The organism is Pseudomonas sp. DC1.2, assembly GCF_034351645.1.
Lineage (GTDB): Bacteria > Pseudomonadota > Gammaproteobacteria > Pseudomonadales > Pseudomonadaceae > Aquipseudomonas.
Genome location: NZ_CP133782.1, coordinates 4005280 through 4023185, shown reverse-complemented (window position 1 = coordinate 4023185; position 17906 = coordinate 4005280). Strand labels below are relative to the sequence as shown.

16 protein-coding genes, 4 tRNA genes and 1 pseudogene are annotated in these 17906 nt (G+C 57.0%); 14 read left to right on the top strand and 7 right to left on the bottom strand.

Going from position 1 to position 17906, the window contains the following annotated elements; translation table 11 throughout:
• Positions 1-4 precede the first annotated feature (4 nt).
• Positions 5-607, top strand: a complete 603-nt coding sequence (locus RHM68_RS18075) for a tRNA-uridine aminocarboxypropyltransferase (protein WP_322217385.1) — start codon at positions 5-7, stop codon at positions 605-607.
• 42 nt (positions 608-649) lie between these two features.
• Here the strand turns inward: RHM68_RS18075 and RHM68_RS18070 are convergent, their stop codons facing one another.
• Positions 650-1654, bottom strand: a complete 1005-nt coding sequence (locus RHM68_RS18070) for an NADP-dependent oxidoreductase (RefSeq protein WP_322217382.1) — start codon at positions 1652-1654, stop codon at positions 650-652.
• A gap of 236 nt (positions 1655-1890) precedes the next feature.
• On the opposite strand from RHM68_RS18070, the gene RHM68_RS18065 reads away from it, so the two are divergent.
• From RHM68_RS18065 to RHM68_RS26770, 4 genes and pseudogenes are all read left to right on the top strand, one after another.
• On the top strand, positions 1891-2652 hold the full coding sequence (locus RHM68_RS18065) for an SDR family oxidoreductase (protein ID WP_322217380.1): 762 nt from the start codon (positions 1891-1893) through the stop codon (positions 2650-2652).
• 196 nt (positions 2653-2848) lie between these two features.
• Entirely contained in the window at positions 2849-4237 is a 1389-nt protein-coding gene (locus RHM68_RS18060; RefSeq protein WP_322217379.1) for a PLP-dependent aminotransferase family protein, read from the top strand.
• Positions 4161-5453: pseudogene (locus tag RHM68_RS26775) on the top strand (HAMP domain-containing protein); the annotation flags it as partial. The gene RHM68_RS18060 and the pseudogene RHM68_RS26775, both read left to right, overlap by 77 nt.
• The gene (locus tag RHM68_RS26770) at positions 5433-6314 is read left to right on the top strand and encodes a methyl-accepting chemotaxis protein (RefSeq protein WP_416195249.1); all 882 of its coding nucleotides are present in this window, start codon (positions 5433-5435) and stop codon (positions 6312-6314) included. The pseudogene RHM68_RS26775 and the gene RHM68_RS26770, both read left to right, overlap by 21 nt.
• A 173-nt stretch (positions 6315-6487) precedes the next feature.
• Here the strand turns inward: RHM68_RS26770 and RHM68_RS18050 are convergent, their stop codons facing one another.
• The gene (locus RHM68_RS18050) at positions 6488-7246 is read right to left on the bottom strand and encodes a hypothetical protein (RefSeq protein ID WP_322217375.1); all 759 of its coding nucleotides are present in this window, start codon (positions 7244-7246) and stop codon (positions 6488-6490) included.
• Between the two features lie 393 nt (positions 7247-7639).
• Here RHM68_RS18050 and RHM68_RS18045 point away from each other — a divergent pair.
• The 4 genes from RHM68_RS18045 to RHM68_RS18030 all read left to right on the top strand — a co-directional run bounded on the left by RHM68_RS18045 (position 7640) and on the right by RHM68_RS18030 (position 8054).
• Positions 7640-7715, top strand: a tRNA-Glu gene (locus tag RHM68_RS18045).
• Between the two features lie 3 nt (positions 7716-7718).
• Positions 7719-7794 (top strand) — tRNA-Gly (locus RHM68_RS18040).
• Positions 7795-7899: 105 nt separating this feature from the next.
• Positions 7900-7975, top strand: a tRNA-Glu gene (locus RHM68_RS18035).
• A gap of 3 nt (positions 7976-7978) precedes the next feature.
• Positions 7979-8054, top strand: a tRNA-Gly gene (locus RHM68_RS18030).
• 114 nt (positions 8055-8168) lie between these two features.
• On the opposite strand, the gene RHM68_RS18025 is transcribed toward RHM68_RS18030, so the two are convergent.
• From RHM68_RS18025 to RHM68_RS18015, 3 genes are all read right to left on the bottom strand, one after another.
• Positions 8169-8807 (bottom strand): LysE family translocator, encoded by a 639-nt coding sequence (locus RHM68_RS18025; protein WP_322217372.1) that lies wholly within the window; start codon positions 8805-8807, stop codon positions 8169-8171.
• A 1-nt stretch (position 8808) separates the two neighbouring features.
• Positions 8809-9579 (bottom strand): 2OG-Fe(II) oxygenase, encoded by a 771-nt coding sequence (locus RHM68_RS18020; protein WP_322217369.1) that lies wholly within the window; start codon positions 9577-9579, stop codon positions 8809-8811.
• A 93-nt stretch (positions 9580-9672) separates the two neighbouring features.
• Entirely contained in the window at positions 9673-10299 is a 627-nt protein-coding gene (locus RHM68_RS18015) for an alanyl-tRNA editing protein (protein WP_322217366.1), read from the bottom strand.
• Positions 10300-10389: 90 nt separating this feature from the next.
• Between RHM68_RS18015 and RHM68_RS18010 the strand changes: the two genes are divergently transcribed.
• Positions 10390-11388, top strand: a complete 999-nt coding sequence (locus tag RHM68_RS18010) for a LysR family transcriptional regulator (RefSeq protein WP_322217364.1) — start codon at positions 10390-10392, stop codon at positions 11386-11388.
• A 93-nt stretch (positions 11389-11481) separates the two neighbouring features.
• On the opposite strand, the gene RHM68_RS18005 is transcribed toward RHM68_RS18010, so the two are convergent.
• Positions 11482-11889, bottom strand: coding sequence for a PA2817 family protein (locus RHM68_RS18005; protein WP_322217361.1), 408 nt, complete (start codon positions 11887-11889; stop codon positions 11482-11484).
• 86 nt (positions 11890-11975) lie between these two features.
• A complete protein-coding gene (locus tag RHM68_RS18000) occupies positions 11976-14423 on the bottom strand; it encodes an acyl-CoA dehydrogenase (RefSeq protein WP_322217358.1) in 2448 nt (815 codons plus the stop codon).
• 249 nt (positions 14424-14672) lie between these two features.
• On the opposite strand from RHM68_RS18000, the gene RHM68_RS17995 reads away from it, so the two are divergent.
• The 4 genes from RHM68_RS17995 (at position 14673) to RHM68_RS17980 (ending at position 17841) form a co-directional block, all read left to right on the top strand.
• The gene (locus tag RHM68_RS17995; protein ID WP_322217355.1) at positions 14673-15332 is read left to right on the top strand and encodes a transglutaminase family protein; all 660 of its coding nucleotides are present in this window, start codon (positions 14673-14675) and stop codon (positions 15330-15332) included.
• A 43-nt stretch (positions 15333-15375) separates the two neighbouring features.
• Entirely contained in the window at positions 15376-15999 is a 624-nt protein-coding gene (locus RHM68_RS17990) for a glutathione S-transferase (protein WP_322217353.1), read from the top strand.
• Between the two features lie 133 nt (positions 16000-16132).
• Entirely contained in the window at positions 16133-17065 is a 933-nt protein-coding gene (locus RHM68_RS17985; RefSeq protein WP_322217351.1) for an ABC transporter ATP-binding protein, read from the top strand.
• Positions 17062-17841, top strand: a complete 780-nt coding sequence (locus RHM68_RS17980) for an ABC transporter permease (RefSeq protein WP_322217348.1) — start codon at positions 17062-17064, stop codon at positions 17839-17841. The genes RHM68_RS17985 and RHM68_RS17980 overlap by 4 nt, the downstream gene beginning before the upstream one ends.
• Positions 17842-17906 lie beyond the last annotated feature (65 nt).

The following is a 17906-nucleotide window of genomic DNA, read 5'->3' as shown; positions in this document are numbered from 1 at the left end:
GACGATGTCCAGAATTCAATGCCCGCGCTGCCTGCGCCCCCAACCCCATTGCCTTTGTTCGCTGATTCCGAGCCTCGACAGCCGCACCCGGGTCTTGCTGTTGCAGCATCCAAGCGAAGTGAATCATGCGCTCAACACCGCGCGACTGGCGGCGCTGGGGTTGAAGAATGCCGAGTTGAGAGTGGGCGAGGTGTTTGAAGATTTAACGGCACTGCTGAATCAGCCAGGTTATACGGCGCGATTGTTGTTTCCCGCCGAGGATGCGCAGCCAATGCGGTGCTATAGCGCGACGGACGAACCGTTGCTGCTGGTGGTTCCGGACGGCACATGGCGCAAGGCGCGCAAGATGTTGCACCTTAACCCGCTGCTGGCGGCGTTGCCGAGGGTGACGCTGGTCGGCGGCGCGGTGTCTCGCTACCGGTTGCGCAAGGCGCCGGAGCCTGGGGCGTTGTCGACGGTGGAGGCGATTGTTCGGGCCCTGCAAATCTTGGAAGCACCGAAGACCTTCGAACCGTTGTTGAGACCGTTCGAAGCGTTGATCGAGGGGCAGATCGCTGCGATGGGGGAGGACGTGTTTCAGCGCAATCATACGGATCGCGCCTTATAGCGCCACTCGCCCCTTTTGCTCGTGATGGCGGCAGACGGTGCGTTAAACCTTCAGCACCAGCTTCCCGAAGTTCTCGCCACTGAACAATTTCATCAACGTCTCAGGAAACGTCTCCAATCCGTCGACGATGTCCTCTTTGCTTTTTAGCTGCCCCGTTGCCATCCATCCCGCCATTTCCTGCCCCGCAGCGGCGAACTGTGCGGCGTAATCCATCACCACAAAGCCTTCCATCCGCGCGCGGTTCACCAGCAGTGAAAGATAGTTGGCCGGTCCTTTGACGGCTTCCTTGTTGTTGTACTGACTGATAGCGCCGCAAATCACTACCCGCGCTTTGAGGTTCAGTCGGCTCAGGACCGCATCGAGAATGTCGCCGCCGACGTTGTCGAAATACACGTCGACGCCTTTCGGGCACTCACGTTTGAGGCCCGCGTGGACGTCTTCGTTCTTGTAGTCGATGGCGCCGTCAAACCCCAGTTCGTCGATCAAAAACTTGCATTTGTCCGCGCCGCCCGCGATGCCGATGACGCGGCAGCCTTTGAGCTTGGCGATCTGCCCGGCAATGCTGCCCACCGCGCCCGCCGCGCCTGACAGCACCACGGTGTCGCCGGCCTTGGGTACACCGACATCGAGCAGGGCGAAATAGGCAGTCATGCCAGTCATGCCCAGGGCTGACAAATACCGTGGCAGCGGCGCCAGTTTCGGGTCTACCTTGTAGAAACCTCGTGGTTCGCCAAGGAAATAATCCTGCACGCCGAGAGCACCGTTGACGTAGTCCCCGACGGCGAAGCTAGGGTTGTTTGAAGCCACTACCTTGCCTACGCCCAATGCACGCATTACCTCACCGATACCGACCGGGGGGATGTAGGACTTGCCCTCATTCATCCAGCCACGCATGGCCGGGTCCAGAGACAGGTATTCGTTCTTGACCAGAATCTGTCCCGAGCCCGGCTCGCCGACGGGGACTTCCTGGTAGGTGAACGTCTCGCGGGTCGCCGGACCCACCGGGCGTTTGGCAAGCAGGAACTGGCGATTGGTCTGGGTAGTCATGACGGGCACTCAAGATGAATGAAGACTTGTTGATAGACCTTCAAGTGCGATGTCGCAAGTTCGGCTGATGCGGCGAATGCAAGTCGATCCAGTACGGTGATAGTTGGGGTGCCTGCTTTATCACTGCAACTCATGGGCGTTCAACCGGCCCTCTGATAGTGCTGCCGCGCGATGGGGCGCTGTGGCTAGACTGGCAAGAGGCGATCACCCGTATTCTTCTTTATGAGGACATAACAATGAGCATGACGTTTTCCGGCCAAGTAGCTGTTGTGACGGGAGCCGCCGCGGGTATTGGCCGCGCAACGGCCCAGGCGTTCGCTGGCGAGGGGCTCAAAGTGGTGGTCGCCGATTTGGACGCGGCGGGCGGTGAGGAGACCGTAGCGTTGATTCGTGCTGTCGGTGGTGAAGCGACCTTCGTCCGGTGTGACGTCACGCTGGAAAGCGATGTAAAAAATCTGATGGAAGCAGTGATCAACGCTTACGGCCGTCTGGACTATGCCTTCAACAATGCCGGTATCGAGATCGAAAAAGGAAAGTTGGCCGAGGGGACTGTCGATGAGTTCGACGCGATCATGGGGGTCAACGTCAAAGGTGTGTGGTTGTGCATGAAGTATCAATTGCCGCTGCTGCTGGCTCAGGGTGGCGGTGCGATCGTCAACACCGCGTCGGTAGCCGGCTTGGGTGCTGCGCCGAAAATGAGTATTTACGCCGCGTCGAAGCACGCGGTGATCGGCTTGACCAAATCAGCGGCTATTGAATATGCCAAGAAGAAAATCCGCGTGAATGCGGTGTGTCCGGCGGTTATCGACACCGATATGTTTCGTCGTGCTTACGAGGCGGATCCGAAGAAGGGTGAGTTCGCCACGGCAATGCACCCGGTCGGACGTATCGGTAAGGTCGAGGAAATTGCCAGTGCGGTGTTGTACCTGTGCAGTGACGGTGCGGCATTCACCACCGGGCATTCGTTGGCGGTGGATGGGGGGGTTACAGCGTTTTGAACCCAAGGCAGTGAACGTGGAAAAAGCCTGCACGTGTGCAGGTTTTTTTATACGCGTGCGTCAGTTCTCTGAAGGCATCATGGAATGTGTTTCAAATGGTTAGAACTGGCGTTTTTGGCGGCGTTGTCGCACAGCCTCTAGTGCGCTCCTGTGATTAACTGCTTCCAGCAAAAAACGGACAGGAGTTTGCTTGCTCATGGAATTGAGAATCGATCGACAGGCAATGGTGCCGGTCGTACAGCAAATCGTTGACGGGCTGGCAGGTTGGATCCGTCACAGCGAAGTGCCGCCGGCAACACGTTTGCCCTCTGTGCGGCATATCGCGCGGATCAACCTGCTCAGTCAGTCCAGTGTCATTGAAGCCTGTGAGCGCTTAGTGGCTCAGGGGGTTTTGGGCGCGCGTCAGGGGGCGCGGTTCTTTGTCGCGGCGTCAGTGCCAGTTGCGCAAACGGCGCAGGCTCTTCCTGGGGGCGAGTGGGCCGGTAGTTGCGCCGCAGGTCATTGTGGTGAGCTGAGCCTGGGCAGTGGCGGGCTGCCTGAGGCCTGGCGTGAGACCGATGATCTCGGTTACGCGATTCGCCAAGTTGCGCGTACCGACATGGCGGGCCTGTTCAATTACAGCACGCCGCTGGGCCTGCCGGCTTTGCGTCAACAGATCCTCAAACGATTGAAACGCCTCAGCATCACGGCGCACGAAAGCAGTGTGATGACGACCGCCGGCGCCAGTCAGGGGCTCGACCTGATCGTTCGCACCTTGCTTAATCCGGGGGATTGCGTGGTCGTGGAAAGTCCCGGTTACGCTCACCTCTTCGATCTGCTCAGGCTTCACGGAGTCAGCATGGTCGAGGTGCCTAGAACCCCGCGCGGGCCTGATACGCAAGTGCTTGAGAGCGTGTTGCTGGCGCACAACCCTCGCGCATTGTTTATCAATAGCTTTCACCATAACCCCACCGGTAGCAGCCTGACGCTTGCTGTGGCGCAGCGCGTTCTACAACTGAGCAAAGACCACGGAATACTGGTGATTGAAGACGATATTTATGCCGACTTGCACAATGGTCCTGGTACGCGGCTTGCGGCGCTGGATGACGCTGCGAGCGTGATTTACGTCGGCAGCTTTTCCAAAACCCTCAGCAGTTCTCTGCGTGTGGGGTTTGTGGTGGCCGGTGCTGAGGTTATTTCGCGCCTGGCCCAGGTCAAGATGATCAGCAGCATGGGGGCATCCCGGTTCTGTGAATCGGTACTGGCCTGCCTGCTGGCGAGCGGCGCCTATCGCAAGTTGGTGCAGCGCCAGCGTCAGCGCTTGACGGCAGAAAGGTCCGCGGCGCTGCAAGTGCTCGAAGATGCGGGATGGGAGGTGTTTGGCAAGCCTGTAGGCGGGTTGTTTATCTGGGCGAGATCGCGGGTTGACGATGCACAGGTACGAATTGCGGCGCGGCGTTTTGGTGTCCTGTTGTCGTCCCCGACGTCGTTCAGTCCTAGCGGTGAGGCCAGTGCGTGGCAGCGAATCAATGTGGCGTGTGCCTGTGATCCCCGCGCCCGTGGGTTTTTCCAAGCCACCGCTTCGGATCGACCTCAAACGTTCTGAAAACGACGAAGATGTAGCTTTTTGCCATTATTCCGGCGCCAGAGTCTTGTGTTGGCGCAGGCCCGTTGCGAATCTGCACCTATACATAATGGCAAAGGGACTACGCGCAATGAACTCGGCCGTGCAAGGACGTTTTGCTAACCTCGGTATGGCTAAAAAACTGGGGGTCGGATTTGTCCTGGTGCTGTTGCTGACAGCCTTGGTGGCAGCTATCGGCGTCTGGTCCCTACAAACCATCAGTCATCGCTTCGACGGGCTTAAGCAGATGTCGGCGCTCAACAGTGGCTTGCTCAAGGTGCGTTTGCTTGAGCAGGAGTACGCGTTGCACGGGAACCCGAAAACGGCCGATGGTTTGCACCAGGGCGTGGATGCACTGATTGCTCTCGCTATCCAGTTAAAGGCGCAGTCAGCGGCCAACGTGCCGGTCATGAATGACGTTGAACAGTCGCTGGAGGCCTATCGCAAGGCATTTGATGAGTTCGTTTCGTTGACTCAAGCCAAAGACCTCGCGCTGGAAATGGCCAGTTGGTCGGTGTCCAGTGTGGCTAATAACCTGGATGTATTACAGGCCGGCCTTGCCGATGATGGCGCTTATACCTTGAAGGAATCCGAAGGCAAGGAGGGTGCGCAATTCATCGAACAGGCCAATCAGGTCAGCCAGGTGTCGCGACTGATGTTGCAGGCGATGAACGAAGCCCGCGTGCGTCTGGACCAGAGCCGCAAAGGTGACGACGACAGCGCCGGTAAAGGCAAGATCGAGCAGGCCGATCAGGCGCTGGCCCAGGCCGAGCAGCTCAAGACTACGGTCAAGGATGAGGGCTACCAGACGGTACTCAATGAAGTGACTGGCCATATTGCCAGCTTCAGCGACAAGCTCACCGAGTACACCGGCCTCCTTGCCCAGGAAAAATCCGTCTATGAGCAACTTCACCAGCGCGCCGCTCAAGTGGTGGCGCGAGTGGATCAGGCTTACGGCGCCGAAGATGGTGCAATGCAGGCGGAGCTGAAAAAGAATTCACTGTTGATTATTGGTTCTTCTGCGCTGGCGTTGCTCGTTGGGCTGATCGCTGCTTGGGTCATTACTCGCTTGATCGTGGCACCGCTGCGCAGTGTTATTCGTGTGGCTCAGCAAATTGCGGCGGGAGATTTGAGTGCAACGATTGAGGTGACTCGCCGTGACGAGATCGGTCAGCTAATGCAGGCTATGCAGCAGATGGGCGCGGGACTCAGCAGTATCGTCAGTGGTTTACAGGCCGGTATCGAACAGTTGGCCAGTTCAGCTCAATCGTTGTCGACAGTGACCGAGCAAACCAACCTTGAAGTCAGTAGCCAGAAGGAGGAAACCGAGCAGGTTGCCACGGCGATGAACCAGATGACCGCTACCGTGCATGACGTCGCGCGTAACGCCGAGGAGGCGGCTCAGGCGGCGCTGTCCGCCGACGGCAAGGTCGAGAGCGGTCAGCAGGTGGTGCGCCAGAGCATGGCGCGAATCGAGCAGTTGGCAAGCTCTGCGACCTCGGCGAGTTCCAGCATTGAGAGCTTGAGTGCGCAAATCCAGAATATCGGTACGGTGCTGAGTGTGATCAAGAGCGTGGCCGAGCAAACGAACTTGTTGGCCCTCAACGCCGCGATTGAGGCGGCCCGTGCCGGTGAACAGGGTAGGGGGTTTGCGGTGGTGGCTGACGAAGTGCGTGCTCTGGCCAAGCGAACTCAACAATCAACCGAAGAGATTGAGCGTTTGGTCAGCGCCTTGCGCTCGGCGGCACAGTCGTCGGTGCAGCAGATTCAAAACAGCGGTGAACTGGTCAAACTGGCGGTCAGCGATGCACTTCAGACCGAGAGTGCGCTAGGCAGTATTGCCGCCGCAGTGTCGTTGATTCAGCAGATGAATTTGCAGATTGCCGCCGCCGCCGAGGAGCAAAGTTCGGTGGCTGAGGAGATCAATCGCAGTGTCACCAGCATTCGTGCCAGTGCCGATCAATCCTCCCTGGCGATGCAGGGCAACGCGGCCTCCAGCATTGAGTTGGCGCAGTTGGGGGTAGAGTTGAAGGGGATGGTGGGGCATTTCAGGCTATAGGTGCGTGGGGGAGTGCGTGCTCACGAACTCGGTCTAATCGGCGGTGAGTTCCTATCGGCGGTGAGCTCTTTCCCAGGCAGGATCTTCAAGACGTTCGGCGTATGGTCTGCACGTTGATCAAAATAAAAGCAAAAAAAAGCCACCTGGTTCGGTGGCTTTTCTGACTCTTCCAATCAGTCGTAGATCACTTTCTTCTTCCAGTCTGCATCAGACTCGTCGTCTTTCAGACCTTCAGTCAATTGGTTTATCTCGCCTTCCGCTGGGGCGATTTTGTCCATGACCTGTGCGTTGGCGCGAGCCAGGAGTTTTTCCAGGTATTGCAGTTGCTCAGCGTAGACTTGCGGCTCCTGCTGTTTACGCAAGTACTGCACGCCGCGCTCGAACGCCAGTCGGGCCTGGCCGGGCTGGTTCTGTTGCAGGGAATGCTGGCCTAGATTGTTGAAAAACTCGATGTGCAGCAGCACCAGGATATGGCGCACTTCGCGGATCCAGCGCTTGGCTTCGTTGGTCGGCAAAAATCCGTCTTGGGCGGCGCGGGTGATCTGGCCGTGTAGCGCTTCAAGCAGAAAGCGCACGTCCTTAGCCTTGGCTTCTGTCTGGATCGGTGCTGGGGGGTTATTCACCGGGATCGATTCGCCTTGGCCAATCAGCGCATTCAGTTCGGTAATCCGGACCTTGAGGTTGGCGTTGGATTTTTCCAGGTTCAGCAGGCGTTGGCAGACGTTCAGCTCCAGGCGAGTCAACAGCAGCTTGAGCGCTGGTGTCATCAACTGGCCCGGGAAGGTCTCAGTGATTTCGCCGCAGCGACGCAGGCGGTCGTTGAGTTCAATCTGGGTGCGTGCCTTATCCAGCTTGCTGTTTTCCACCACATGGTTCATGTAGCCAATGGCGATCAATAGTGCGATCCCGGCTACGACTAGCAGGGTGATCATGAGTGGTGTCACCGGTAAGACCTCTTTATAGGATTCGCGTGCCAGTTTAGTGGCTTGCGACTGGGGCGCATAGGGTCGCTCGACGAGTTGAATCTGTTCTCGCTCTGCCTGTATCGGCAGCATCACTGCTTATATAAGCAACAATGCCCAGAGAGCAGATTGCCATCATCTGCAACGTGGGTGGACTATAGCGCCTTGGCGGGTGCCAGAATATAGGCGTCAAACGCTGGACGACGGAAAAGCCGGATTCGCTGTCAAAAGCGGGGCGAAGTCATTGATTTAAATAAATTTATATCTGGGGGTTGACGACCTCTCAATCCATCCATAGAATGCGCGCCACTTACAGCGTAAAGCACACAGCGAAACGCGGTAAGAAGTGAATGTTGTACGTGTGTCCCCTTCGTCTAGTGGCCTAGGACACCGCCCTTTCACGGCGGTAACAGGGGTTCGAGTCCCCTAGGGGACGCCATATGCGGGAATAGCTCAGTTGGTAGAGCACGACCTTGCCAAGGTCGGGGTCGCGAGTTCGAGTCTCGTTTCCCGCTCCAATTTTAAACAGTGTTGCTTTACGGCGGCGCTGAGTGAAACCAGAACCGATATCTTCGGATACGGATTTGGGCACTGAAGCGCATACCATGCGTTTCAGTTAGCGTGTCCCCTTCGTCTAGTGGCCTAGGACACCGCCCTTTCACGGCGGTAACAGGGGTTCGAGTCCCCTAGGGGACGCCATTTGCGGGAATAGCTCAGTTGGTAGAGCACGACCTTGCCAAGGTCGGGGTCGCGAGTTCGAGTCTCGTTTCCCGCTCCATATTTAACAAAAACGCCGCTCAATGAGCGGCGTTTTTGTGTGCGCTCGATTTCGTCTGGTATCAAAAAAGGCCCGTCAGTCAGACTGAGCGGGCCTCTAGCAGCGGTACATGTTTTACATCGACAGAATCAGACGTCCGGCAAACAGTATCAAAATCACCCCCATGGTTCGTTCGAACCAGTGCCCCATGCGCATGAACAGTAGCCGTATCCGGGCGCTGGAAAAGAATAGCGCGACGATCACAAACCACAACGCGTTGACGAAGCACATCCAGATGCCATAAAGCGCCTGAATCTTCAGTGGGGTGGTTGTACTGATGATGGTAGTGAAGATCGCCAGGAAGAACAGTGTGGCTTTCGGGTTGGTCGCGTTGGTCAGGAAGCCTGTGGTGAACGCCTTCAACAGGGTTTGCTCCACGACCTGCTCGTCAGCGCATTTGTCGCCTACCAGTTCGGTCTTGGGTTTGCTGCGCAACAGGCTGACGCCGAGGTACAGAATGTAGGCGCCACCTACCACTTTGGCCACTGTCAAAAGCCAGGGAGTGGTGTGCATCAGTGCGCCGACGCCCAGCAACGTGTAGAGCACGTGTACCGAAATTCCTGCGCCAATACCCAGCGCCGTGCAGATCCCCACCACCCGTCCAAAGCGCACGCTCTGGCGAATTGTCACTGCAAAATCAGGCCCAGGCGCGACGACGGCGAGAAAGTGGATCGTCGCTAGCGCAAGGAATTCGCCTAGATAATTCGAAAGCATTTCAACTCCAAAAGGTCAGGGGGGAGGCATTGCCGCGATAGCCGACAAAGAACGAAAGGCTCAGTCGGGGATCCGCCACGCCCGGGGTTACCGAGTGCATACAGCGCGAATTGAACATGATGAAATCACCTGGCTCAGGGCGCACCTCCAAGGTCGGAGGTCCGAGCAAGGTCGGTTCGATGCCGTAGCTGTCGCCACGCATTTCATCAAACTGGTCGGGTGAAATATCGTGGTCCCACATCTGCAATGCCCCGCCCTCGGAGGGCATGTTCAGGTAAACGTTGCAGGCAAACTGCGCCTCCAGGCTCTTGGCCTGAACGCTGTCCGGGGCGTCTTTGGCGAAAATATCGTGGTGAGCGAGGAAGCACACCCCGGGTTTTACCACTCTGGACAGCCCGACATACATCTTGCGGCCGTAGAGATTCTCCAGATGAGCGCCCGCCGGCCAAGACTCATCGAACATGCAACGCAAGGTATCGACAGGTGATGAATAAGGCGCACATCGGCTGCGCAGTTCTTCGATATTGCTGGTAGCGCGCTCGAAATAATCTTCGATCAGCAGCGGTTGGTTTTCCGCTTCATAAAACGCCATGCCGATGCGGCCGATACTCGGTGCGTTGATATAGCCTTCGAAGCCAGGGGCCAGAATCTTGTCGCCAATCTTGATCGCCAGAGGCTGCGGCAAAAAGCCTTTGACGCGAATGGCGAGCACTTCTTCGTTGGCCAGTTTTTTTATGCACGTCTCATCGAGACGCTCGACGTCAAGCATCATGTCTTAGGTCCATCTATCGGATAGTCAACGGAGCTGCGAATGCCGGGTTCCCCGGCGTCAGGCGATGCCAGGGTCGACATCGCCCAAAATCCTTCAGTCCACGCTGTAGTGGACTGATAGCGTCCCTTTTTTCTGCGAAAGGGACGCGATCGTGATCGAGCCCAAATCCTTCAGGCTACGTACATGTGTGCCGCCGCAGCCGTAGGCGGGCAATTCACCGAAACCAATTTCTCGGGCGCCTTCGCGCAACGACGTCAGGCGCGGCAAGTCATGGCTAATCCATTTTTCGATGCCTTGTTGCAGGGGCTGAAGCTCCACGGCCTGTGCCGAATCGCCCGGTTGGAACTGCACGCGACCTTCTTCCGGCCAGTGATGAGCCTTGATCGGCGTCCAGCCCAAGGCCTGAACGAAGTGGCCGATCAGGTGGCCAGCCGAGTGCATGCGGGTATTGAACTGACGGCGCTGTTCATCAATGCGGATTTGGGTCATGCCGAGTTTTACGGGGTGGCTAACGTAGTGGATGATCTGGTCCGTATCCTGAACTACTCGCAGCACTTGGCTTTCGCCGATCCAGCCAGTGTCACAGGGCTGTCCACCGCCTTGGGGATGAAACAATGTAGCGCGCAGAATGACCGCGAACTCATGCTCGTGGGGGGTGCAATCCAGGACTTCCACATTGGCTTTGAGGTCATCACTATGGAAAAAGAGGCGAAGCGTCATATTCCATACCCTTATTAAAGTTTCTATTTTTATTATATGAAGCATGGAATTGCGTGATAATCCGTTCAAACATCAAAGGACTGTTGCGCTGTGAGCATAAATCTACCGTTGCCGCTGCTGGGGGAAATGGCGATTTTCGTCAAGGTTGTCGAGACCGGCAGTTTCTCCGAGGCGGCTCGACAGTTGGGAGCATCACCCTCGGCGGTCAGCCGAAGCATCTCGCGCCTGGAGAAGGCTCTGGCCACCCGGTTGCTGCAACGCACCACGCGCAAGCTGCGCTTGAGTGACGGCGGTGAAGAGGTGTTCAAGCGCTGCCAGGAGATGGTGAGTGCGGCCAAGTCGGTCATGGAGATCAGCGGCCAGTTCACCCATGAGGCAGAAGGGTTGGTGCGAGTCAGTGTGCCCAAGGCCGTCGGGCGATTTGTAATTCATCCGCATATGCCGGAGTTTCTGCGCCGCTACCCCAAGGTCGATGTGGAATTACTGCTTGAGGATCGCCAGGTGGATTTGATCGATGACCACGTCGATCTGGCGATCCGTATTACCGACCGACCTCCTGCGGGGCTGGTCGGTCGACAACTTCTGACCATCGATCATTTACTCTGTGCAACACCGCAATACCTGGCCGAACATGGCACCCCGAGTCACCCTCACGATTTGCTCAATCACAGTTGCATCTACCTGGGCGAAACCCCGAGCGATGCCCGCTGGAAATTCAAGAAAGGTTCCAAGGCCGTGACTGTCGGTGTGCGCGGGCGTTATGCCGCCAATCACACGGGCGTGCGATTGGGAGCTGTGTTGCAGCATATCGGGATCGGCAGCCTGCCGTATTTCACGGCGAGGTATGCGTTAGAGCAGGGGCTGATTGTGCAGGTTTTACCGGAATGGACCTTTCTGGCCTCTTATCATGGCGGCGCCTGGTTGTTGCATTCGCCGACCCGTTATCTGCCGCCAAAACTTCGGGTGTTCATCGATTATCTGGTTGATTGCCTGGAGAAAGAGCCGACCCTGAGCAAACCAGGGAAGTTGAATAGCGCGGGCAAAGTTGCGGCCGAATATGAGCTGCCGGAGAGTGAAGGGTTGCTTTGACGGACGCTTTAGCAAGGCGTCAGTGCGTTCTGTAATTGCAAAAAAAGGCCTTTATGGATATCCATAAGGGCCTTTTGAGTGACTGGTCGTGGATCAGTGCTTGCTGTCCTGGTTCGACATTGCCAGGAGCTGTTTTTCTTGGTTCCAATCGAAAGGTTCTTCGTTTTGCTCTGCCTCGAAACGACGCTCTTCCAGCGCCTGGTAAAGATCGATTTCATCATCTGGCATGTAATGCAGGCAGTCACCGGCGAAGTACCACAGCAGATCACGTGGGACCAAATGGGCAATTTGCGGGTAACGAGTGATGACCTGGCACAGAATATCCTGGCCCAGGTACTGGCTTTCGATCGGGTCAACCGGCAGCAAGGCACGCAGTTCGTCAAAACGCTCCAGGAACAAGGCATGGCTTTCTTCGGGAACCTGTTCGGCCTCACCTACGGCGACCAGGATGCTGCGCAAGTGATCGAGCAGGACGAGATGATCGGCAACGACGTTGGACACGAGATAAGTCCTCAAGAGCAAAACGGGCGCAAGAGTATAAAGCCCCTACGCCTTTTTTACATGGTGCAGCACACATGGTTGATGGATCAGCGGACCTTGCCTTCAGCCCGCGCCAGTTCCTCTTTGGCGAAATCGTCGACATCAATGACCTTGCGTCGCGCGGCTTCGGCTTCACGCAGGGTCTGCGCTTCTGCCGATTGCAGCACGCCCGCCTCCAGTGCTGCATCGATAGCGTGTTCTCCGGCAGCCGGGTTGACCTGGCCGCTTTTGAGCGCCAAATGCAGTTTTTTCTGCAACGGTTGCGCCGCCGTCAGCAAGTCGCAGGCATGTTGCAACGCACCAACGGCATCCTCGCTTGATTGCGGACGATAGCAACCGGCGAGTAGTTCTTCGAGGGTCGGATCGCCTTTTGTACGGCCGATAACTGCCGCCACTTCGGCACCGAGTTTGTCCGAAGGTCCTTTGTGGCGGCGGCCGAACGGAAACACGATCACTCGCAGCAGGCAACCCAGTACCTTGCTCGGGAAGTTAGTCAGCAGTTCATCCAGCGCTCGTTCAGCCTGACCCAGGCTTTCTTCCATGGCCCATGTAAATAGCGGCGCCATGTGTTCCGCAGAGTCCAGGTCGTGGTAACGCTTGAGCGCTGCCGAGGCCAGGTACATGTTGCTCAGTACATCGCCCAAGCGCGCGGACAGACGTTCGCGGCGTTTCAGTTCGCCGCCCAGCAGCATCATGCTCAGGTCCGCAAGCATCGCAAAGGCGGCGGCCTGACGGTTGAGGGCACGGAAGTAGCCTTGGCTGAGCTTGTTACCCGGCGCCTGTTCGAAGTGCCCCAGGCCGAGATTCAGGACCAGGGTGCTGGCGGCGTTGCTCACCGCAAAACCGATATGTTTGAGCAGTAGCCCATCGAACTCGGCGAGCGCCTGTTCCTTGTCTTCACGGCCGGCGAGGGCCATCTCCTTAAGCACGAACGGATGGCAGCGAATAGCGCCTTGACCAAAGATCATCAAGTTGCGTGAAAGAATGTTTGCGCCTTCCACGGTGATGAAGATGGGTGCGCCTTGCCAACTGCGCCCCAGGTAGTTGTTCGGCCCCATGATAATCGCCTTGCCGCCGTGGACGTCCATGGCGTGGCTGATGCACTCGCGGCCGCGTTCGGTGAGGTGATATTTGAGAATCGCCGACAGCACCGATGGTTTTTCGCCCAGATCCACGGCATTGGCCGTCAGCATACGCGCGGCGTCCATCATCCAGGCGTTGCCACCGATGCGCGCCATCGCTTCCTGGATACCTTCGAATGCCGACAGCGGGACGTTGAACTGTTCGCGTACTTGGGCGTACTGGCCGGTGACCAGGCTGGTGAACTTGGCCGCACCAGTGCCGACAGCGGGCAGCGAAATCGACCGGCCCACCGACAGGCAGTTCATCAGCATCATCCAACCCTTGCCGAGCATCTCCTGGCCGCCAATCAAGAACTCCAACGGGATGAACACGTCCTTGCCGGAGTTCGGACCGTTCATGAAGGCTGCGCCCAACGGCATGTGACGGCGACCTATTTCAACCCCGACGGTATCGGTCGGGATGAGCGCCAGGCTGATGCCCAAGTCTTCCTTGTCGCCCAGCAGGTGTTCCGGGTCGTAGGCCTTGAACGCAAGGCCTAGCAGCGTGGCCACCGGGCCAAGCGTGATATAGCGTTTTTCCCAGTTCAGGCGCAGGCCGAGGGTTTCCTTACCGTCCCATTCGCCTTTGCAGATGACTCCGGTATCCGGCATTGCCCCTGCATCGGAGCCAGCCAGCGGGCCGGTCAATGCAAAGCACGGAATATCGTCGCCTCGGGCCAGTCGAGGCAGGTAGTGGTTACGCTGTTCATCGGTGCCGTAATGCAGCAGCAGTTCGGCTGGGCCGAGGGAGTTGGGGACCATTACGGTGGACGCGAGATCGCCACTGCGGGTCGCCAGTTTCATTGCCACCTGGGAGTGGGCATAGGCTGAAAAGCCCTTTCCGCCAAATTCCTTGGGAATGATCAGGGCGAAGAAACCATGCTCCTTGATGTGCGTCCATGCTTCCGGCGGCAGGTCCATGGCTTGGCCAATCTGCCAGTCGCTGACCATGGCGCAGAGTTCTTCGGTCGGGCCGTCAATAAAAGCCTGTTCCTCGTCGCTCAGTTGCACTTTTGGGTAGGACAGCAGTTTGTTCCAGTCCGGCCGCCCGCTGAACAGCTCGCCGTCCCACCACACCGTGCCGGCATCGATGGCATCGCGCTCGGTTTGCGACATCGGTGGCAGGGTCTTCTGAAACCAACTGAACAGTGGCGCGCTGAAAAACTTACGGCGCAGGTCGGGCAGCAGTAGAGGGGTTGCGACTGCAGCGATCAATACCCAAAAAATCAGTAGCAGCCAGCCTGGTGCATGGCTGAAGGCGCCCATTGCCACAACATAAACGGCAACAATGCCCAAGGCTGGTAGCGGTGCGGTGCGGCGGTGGGCCAACCAGGCGATTCCGATGACCAGAACCAGTATCCACAACAACAGCATATTTAATCCTCCGTGAAACCAGGGCAAAACCAACTTTCAGAGCTTAGACGGCATCCGCGAAACTGGGTGGTCAGAGCAATGTGATTGAAATCGTGGGAAACCTTGGATGGGTTTTGTAAGACCTGTTGGCAACAGGTCTCGGAAATCGTTCGTTGAGCAAGCTGTAAAGCGCCGATGTTTGGCCGAAACGTCGTTATCTCTGTGCTAAAGCTGTCGCTAGACTCGAAGCTTCTCCAGGAGACTATCCTCATGCGCGAGTATCTTAGACCCGGCCGCTTCATCAATAGTGACCATCCGGCTGTGGTGGAGTTCGCCGAAAAACATCGCGGCGTAGGTCATGATCCGCTTGAGCAAGCGATAAATCTCTATTACGCCGTGCGCGAGGCCGTGCGTTACAACCCTTACACTTTCAGTCGCGATTCCGAAACCTTGTGCGCAAGTTACGCGCTGGAAAAGGGCGAGAGCTATTGCGTGCCCAAAGCCACGCTACTAGCTGCCTGCGCGCGGCATTGCGGTATCCCTGCACGCATTGGCCTGGCGGATGTGCGCAATCACCTGTCGACCCCGCGCTTGCTCGAATTGCTCAAAAGTGACGTGTTTGCCATGCACGGCTATACCGAGTTGTATCTGAATGAGCGATGGGTCAAAGCCACGCCGGCGTTCAATCAAAAGCTCTGTGAGTTATTCAACGTCGCGCCCTTGGAGTTCGATGGGCTGAACGACAGCGTTTTTCACCCGTTCAACCGCGACGGAGAACAGTTGATGGAGTATCTGGTGGACCACGGTCATTTCACCGATGTGCCTGAGGTGTTCTTTTTTGAGCACTTGCAAAAGTGCTATCCGCATCTGTTCGGTGAGCAACTGCCGACCTTGTTGGGTGATATGCAGAGCGATTTGAGTCGCGCCTGATCCGGCGTATGCTGCCTGCGCATTTATCCAAATAGAGGCGGTCATGCTGAAGATCTGGGGTCGGAAAAATTCGTCGAATGTCAGAAAACCTTTGTGGGCCGCCGAGGAGCTGGGCCTTGCGTATGAGGCCATTGATGCCGGCGGTGCCTTCGGTGTCGTCGACACACCGCAGTACCGAGCGATGAACCCCAATGGTCGCGTTCCCGTGATCGAGGATGACGGTTTTGTGTTGTGGGAGTCGAATGCCATCGTGCGTTATCTGATGGCTCGTCATGCCAACGCAACGGCCTGGTATCCAATTGACTTGCAGGCACGGGCTGCTGCCGACAAATGGATGGATTGGACTTCTTCAAGTTTTGCCGGCCCGTTTCGCAACGTATTTTGGGGCGTGTTACGCACCCCGAAGGAGCAACAGGACTGGACAGCCATCAATGCGGCTATCAAGGAGTGTGACGGCTTGCTGTCGATGGTCGATCAGGCACTCGCTTCCAAGTCGTACCTGTCGGGCGACGATATCGGCATGGGTGACATTCCCTTGGGCTGCTTCATTTATGCCTGGTTCGAAATGCCGATCGAACGAGCGCCGCAACCTCATATCGAGGCTTGGTATGCCCGCCTGAAACAGCGTCCTGCGTATCAGAAAGCAGTCATGACCGCGTTGACTTAATACTCACTATCGACACACTTGACTGTACTTGTGTGGCGGCGACAAGCACCATCGCACTCTTGCGCCGTGGTTGTATTGTCCGCCGCCCGCCCTTACTTATTCTTTTCCTCCCTTCTTGGTGCGTAAATCCGATATGAGTTCCGCTCTGTCCATCCGGCAGCTAACCAAAACTTACGGCAACGGTTTCCAGGCATTGAGTGGTATCGATCTGGATGTTGCCGAAGGTGATTTTTTCGCCTTGCTCGGCCCCAACGGTGCCGGCAAATCCACCACCATCGGCATTCTTTCCACGCTGGTTAACAAGACCAGCGGCACGGTTAATATCTTTGGCCACGACCTGGACAAGAACCCGGCAGCGCTCAAACGCTGCATCGGTGTGGTGCCTCAGGAATTTAATTTCAACCAGTTTGAAAAGACTTTCGACATTGTCGTGACGCAGGCCGGTTACTACGGCATCCCGGCAAAAATCGCTAAGGAACGCGCCGAGCAGTACCTGACCCAGCTCGGTCTGTGGGATAAGCGCGATGTACCGTCTCGTTCGCTGTCCGGCGGTATGAAACGTCGCCTGATGATCGCGCGCGCGCTGGTTCACGAGCCTCGTCTGCTAATCCTTGACGAACCCACCGCTGGAGTAGACATCGAACTGCGTCGTTCGATGTGGACCTTTCTTACCGAGCTCAACCAGAAAGGCATCACGATTATCCTCACTACCCATTACCTGGAAGAGGCTGAGCAGTTGTGCCGCAACATCGGCATCATCGACCATGGCACGATCGTCGAGAACACCAGCATGAAGCAGTTGCTTAGCCAACTGCATGTGGAAACTTTCCTGCTCGATATCAAAAACGATCTGAGCGTCGCGCCGCAACTGCTCGGTTATCCGACCCGTTTGCTTGATAGCCACACGCTGGAAGTTCAGGTGGACAAGGCCATGGGGATCACGGCGCTGTTCACCCAGTTGGCGCAGCAGCAGATCGAAGTATTGAGTCTGCGTAACAAAACTAATCGCCTCGAGGAGTTGTTCGTGTCTCTGGTGGAGAAAAATCTGTCGAAGGTGGCGGTATGAGTTCCGAACTGCAACCCAACCTCGTTGCCCTCAATACCATCGTTTACCGCGAGGTCCGGCGCTTTACCCGGATCTGGCCGCAGACCCTGCTGCCGCCAGCGATCACCATGGTTTTGTACTTCGTGATCTTCGGCAACCTGATCGGTAAGCAGATTGGTGGCATGGGTGGCTTCACGTACATGGAGTACATCGTGCCGGGGCTGATCATGATGTCGGTGATCACCAACTCATACGGCAACGTGGTGTCGAGTTTCTTCGGCAGCAAGTTCCAGCGCTCCATCGAGGAGTTGATGGTCTCGCCGGTGTCGCCGCATACGATTTTGATTGGCTACACCCTGGGCGGTGTGCTTCGCGGGCTGATGGTCGGTGTCATTGTCACTCTGCTGTCGCTGTTCTTCACCGATTTGCAGGTGCATCATCTGGGCGTGACCATTCTGGTGGTTGTACTGACGGCGACGATCTTCTCGCTGCTGGGCTTCATCAACGCCGTGTTTGCGCGTAACTTCGATGACATCTCGATCATCCCCACGTTTGTGCTGACACCGCTGACGTACCTCGGCGGGGTGTTCTATTCGATCACCTTGCTGCCGCCGTTCTGGCAGACCGTATCGCTGGCCAACCCAGTGCTGCACATGGTCAATGCCTTCCGCTACGGCATTCTTGGCGTTTCGGACATCAAAATCAGCGTCGCTATTACGTTCATGCTAGTGGCGACGGTGGTGTTGTACGTTGGATGCGCACGGCTGCTGGTGAGTGGGCGCGGGATGCGTACCTGATCGAGACGGCGTCAGCTCCAGGCACCGTATAAAAACGGCCTCCCCAAAAGGGAGGCCGTTTTGCG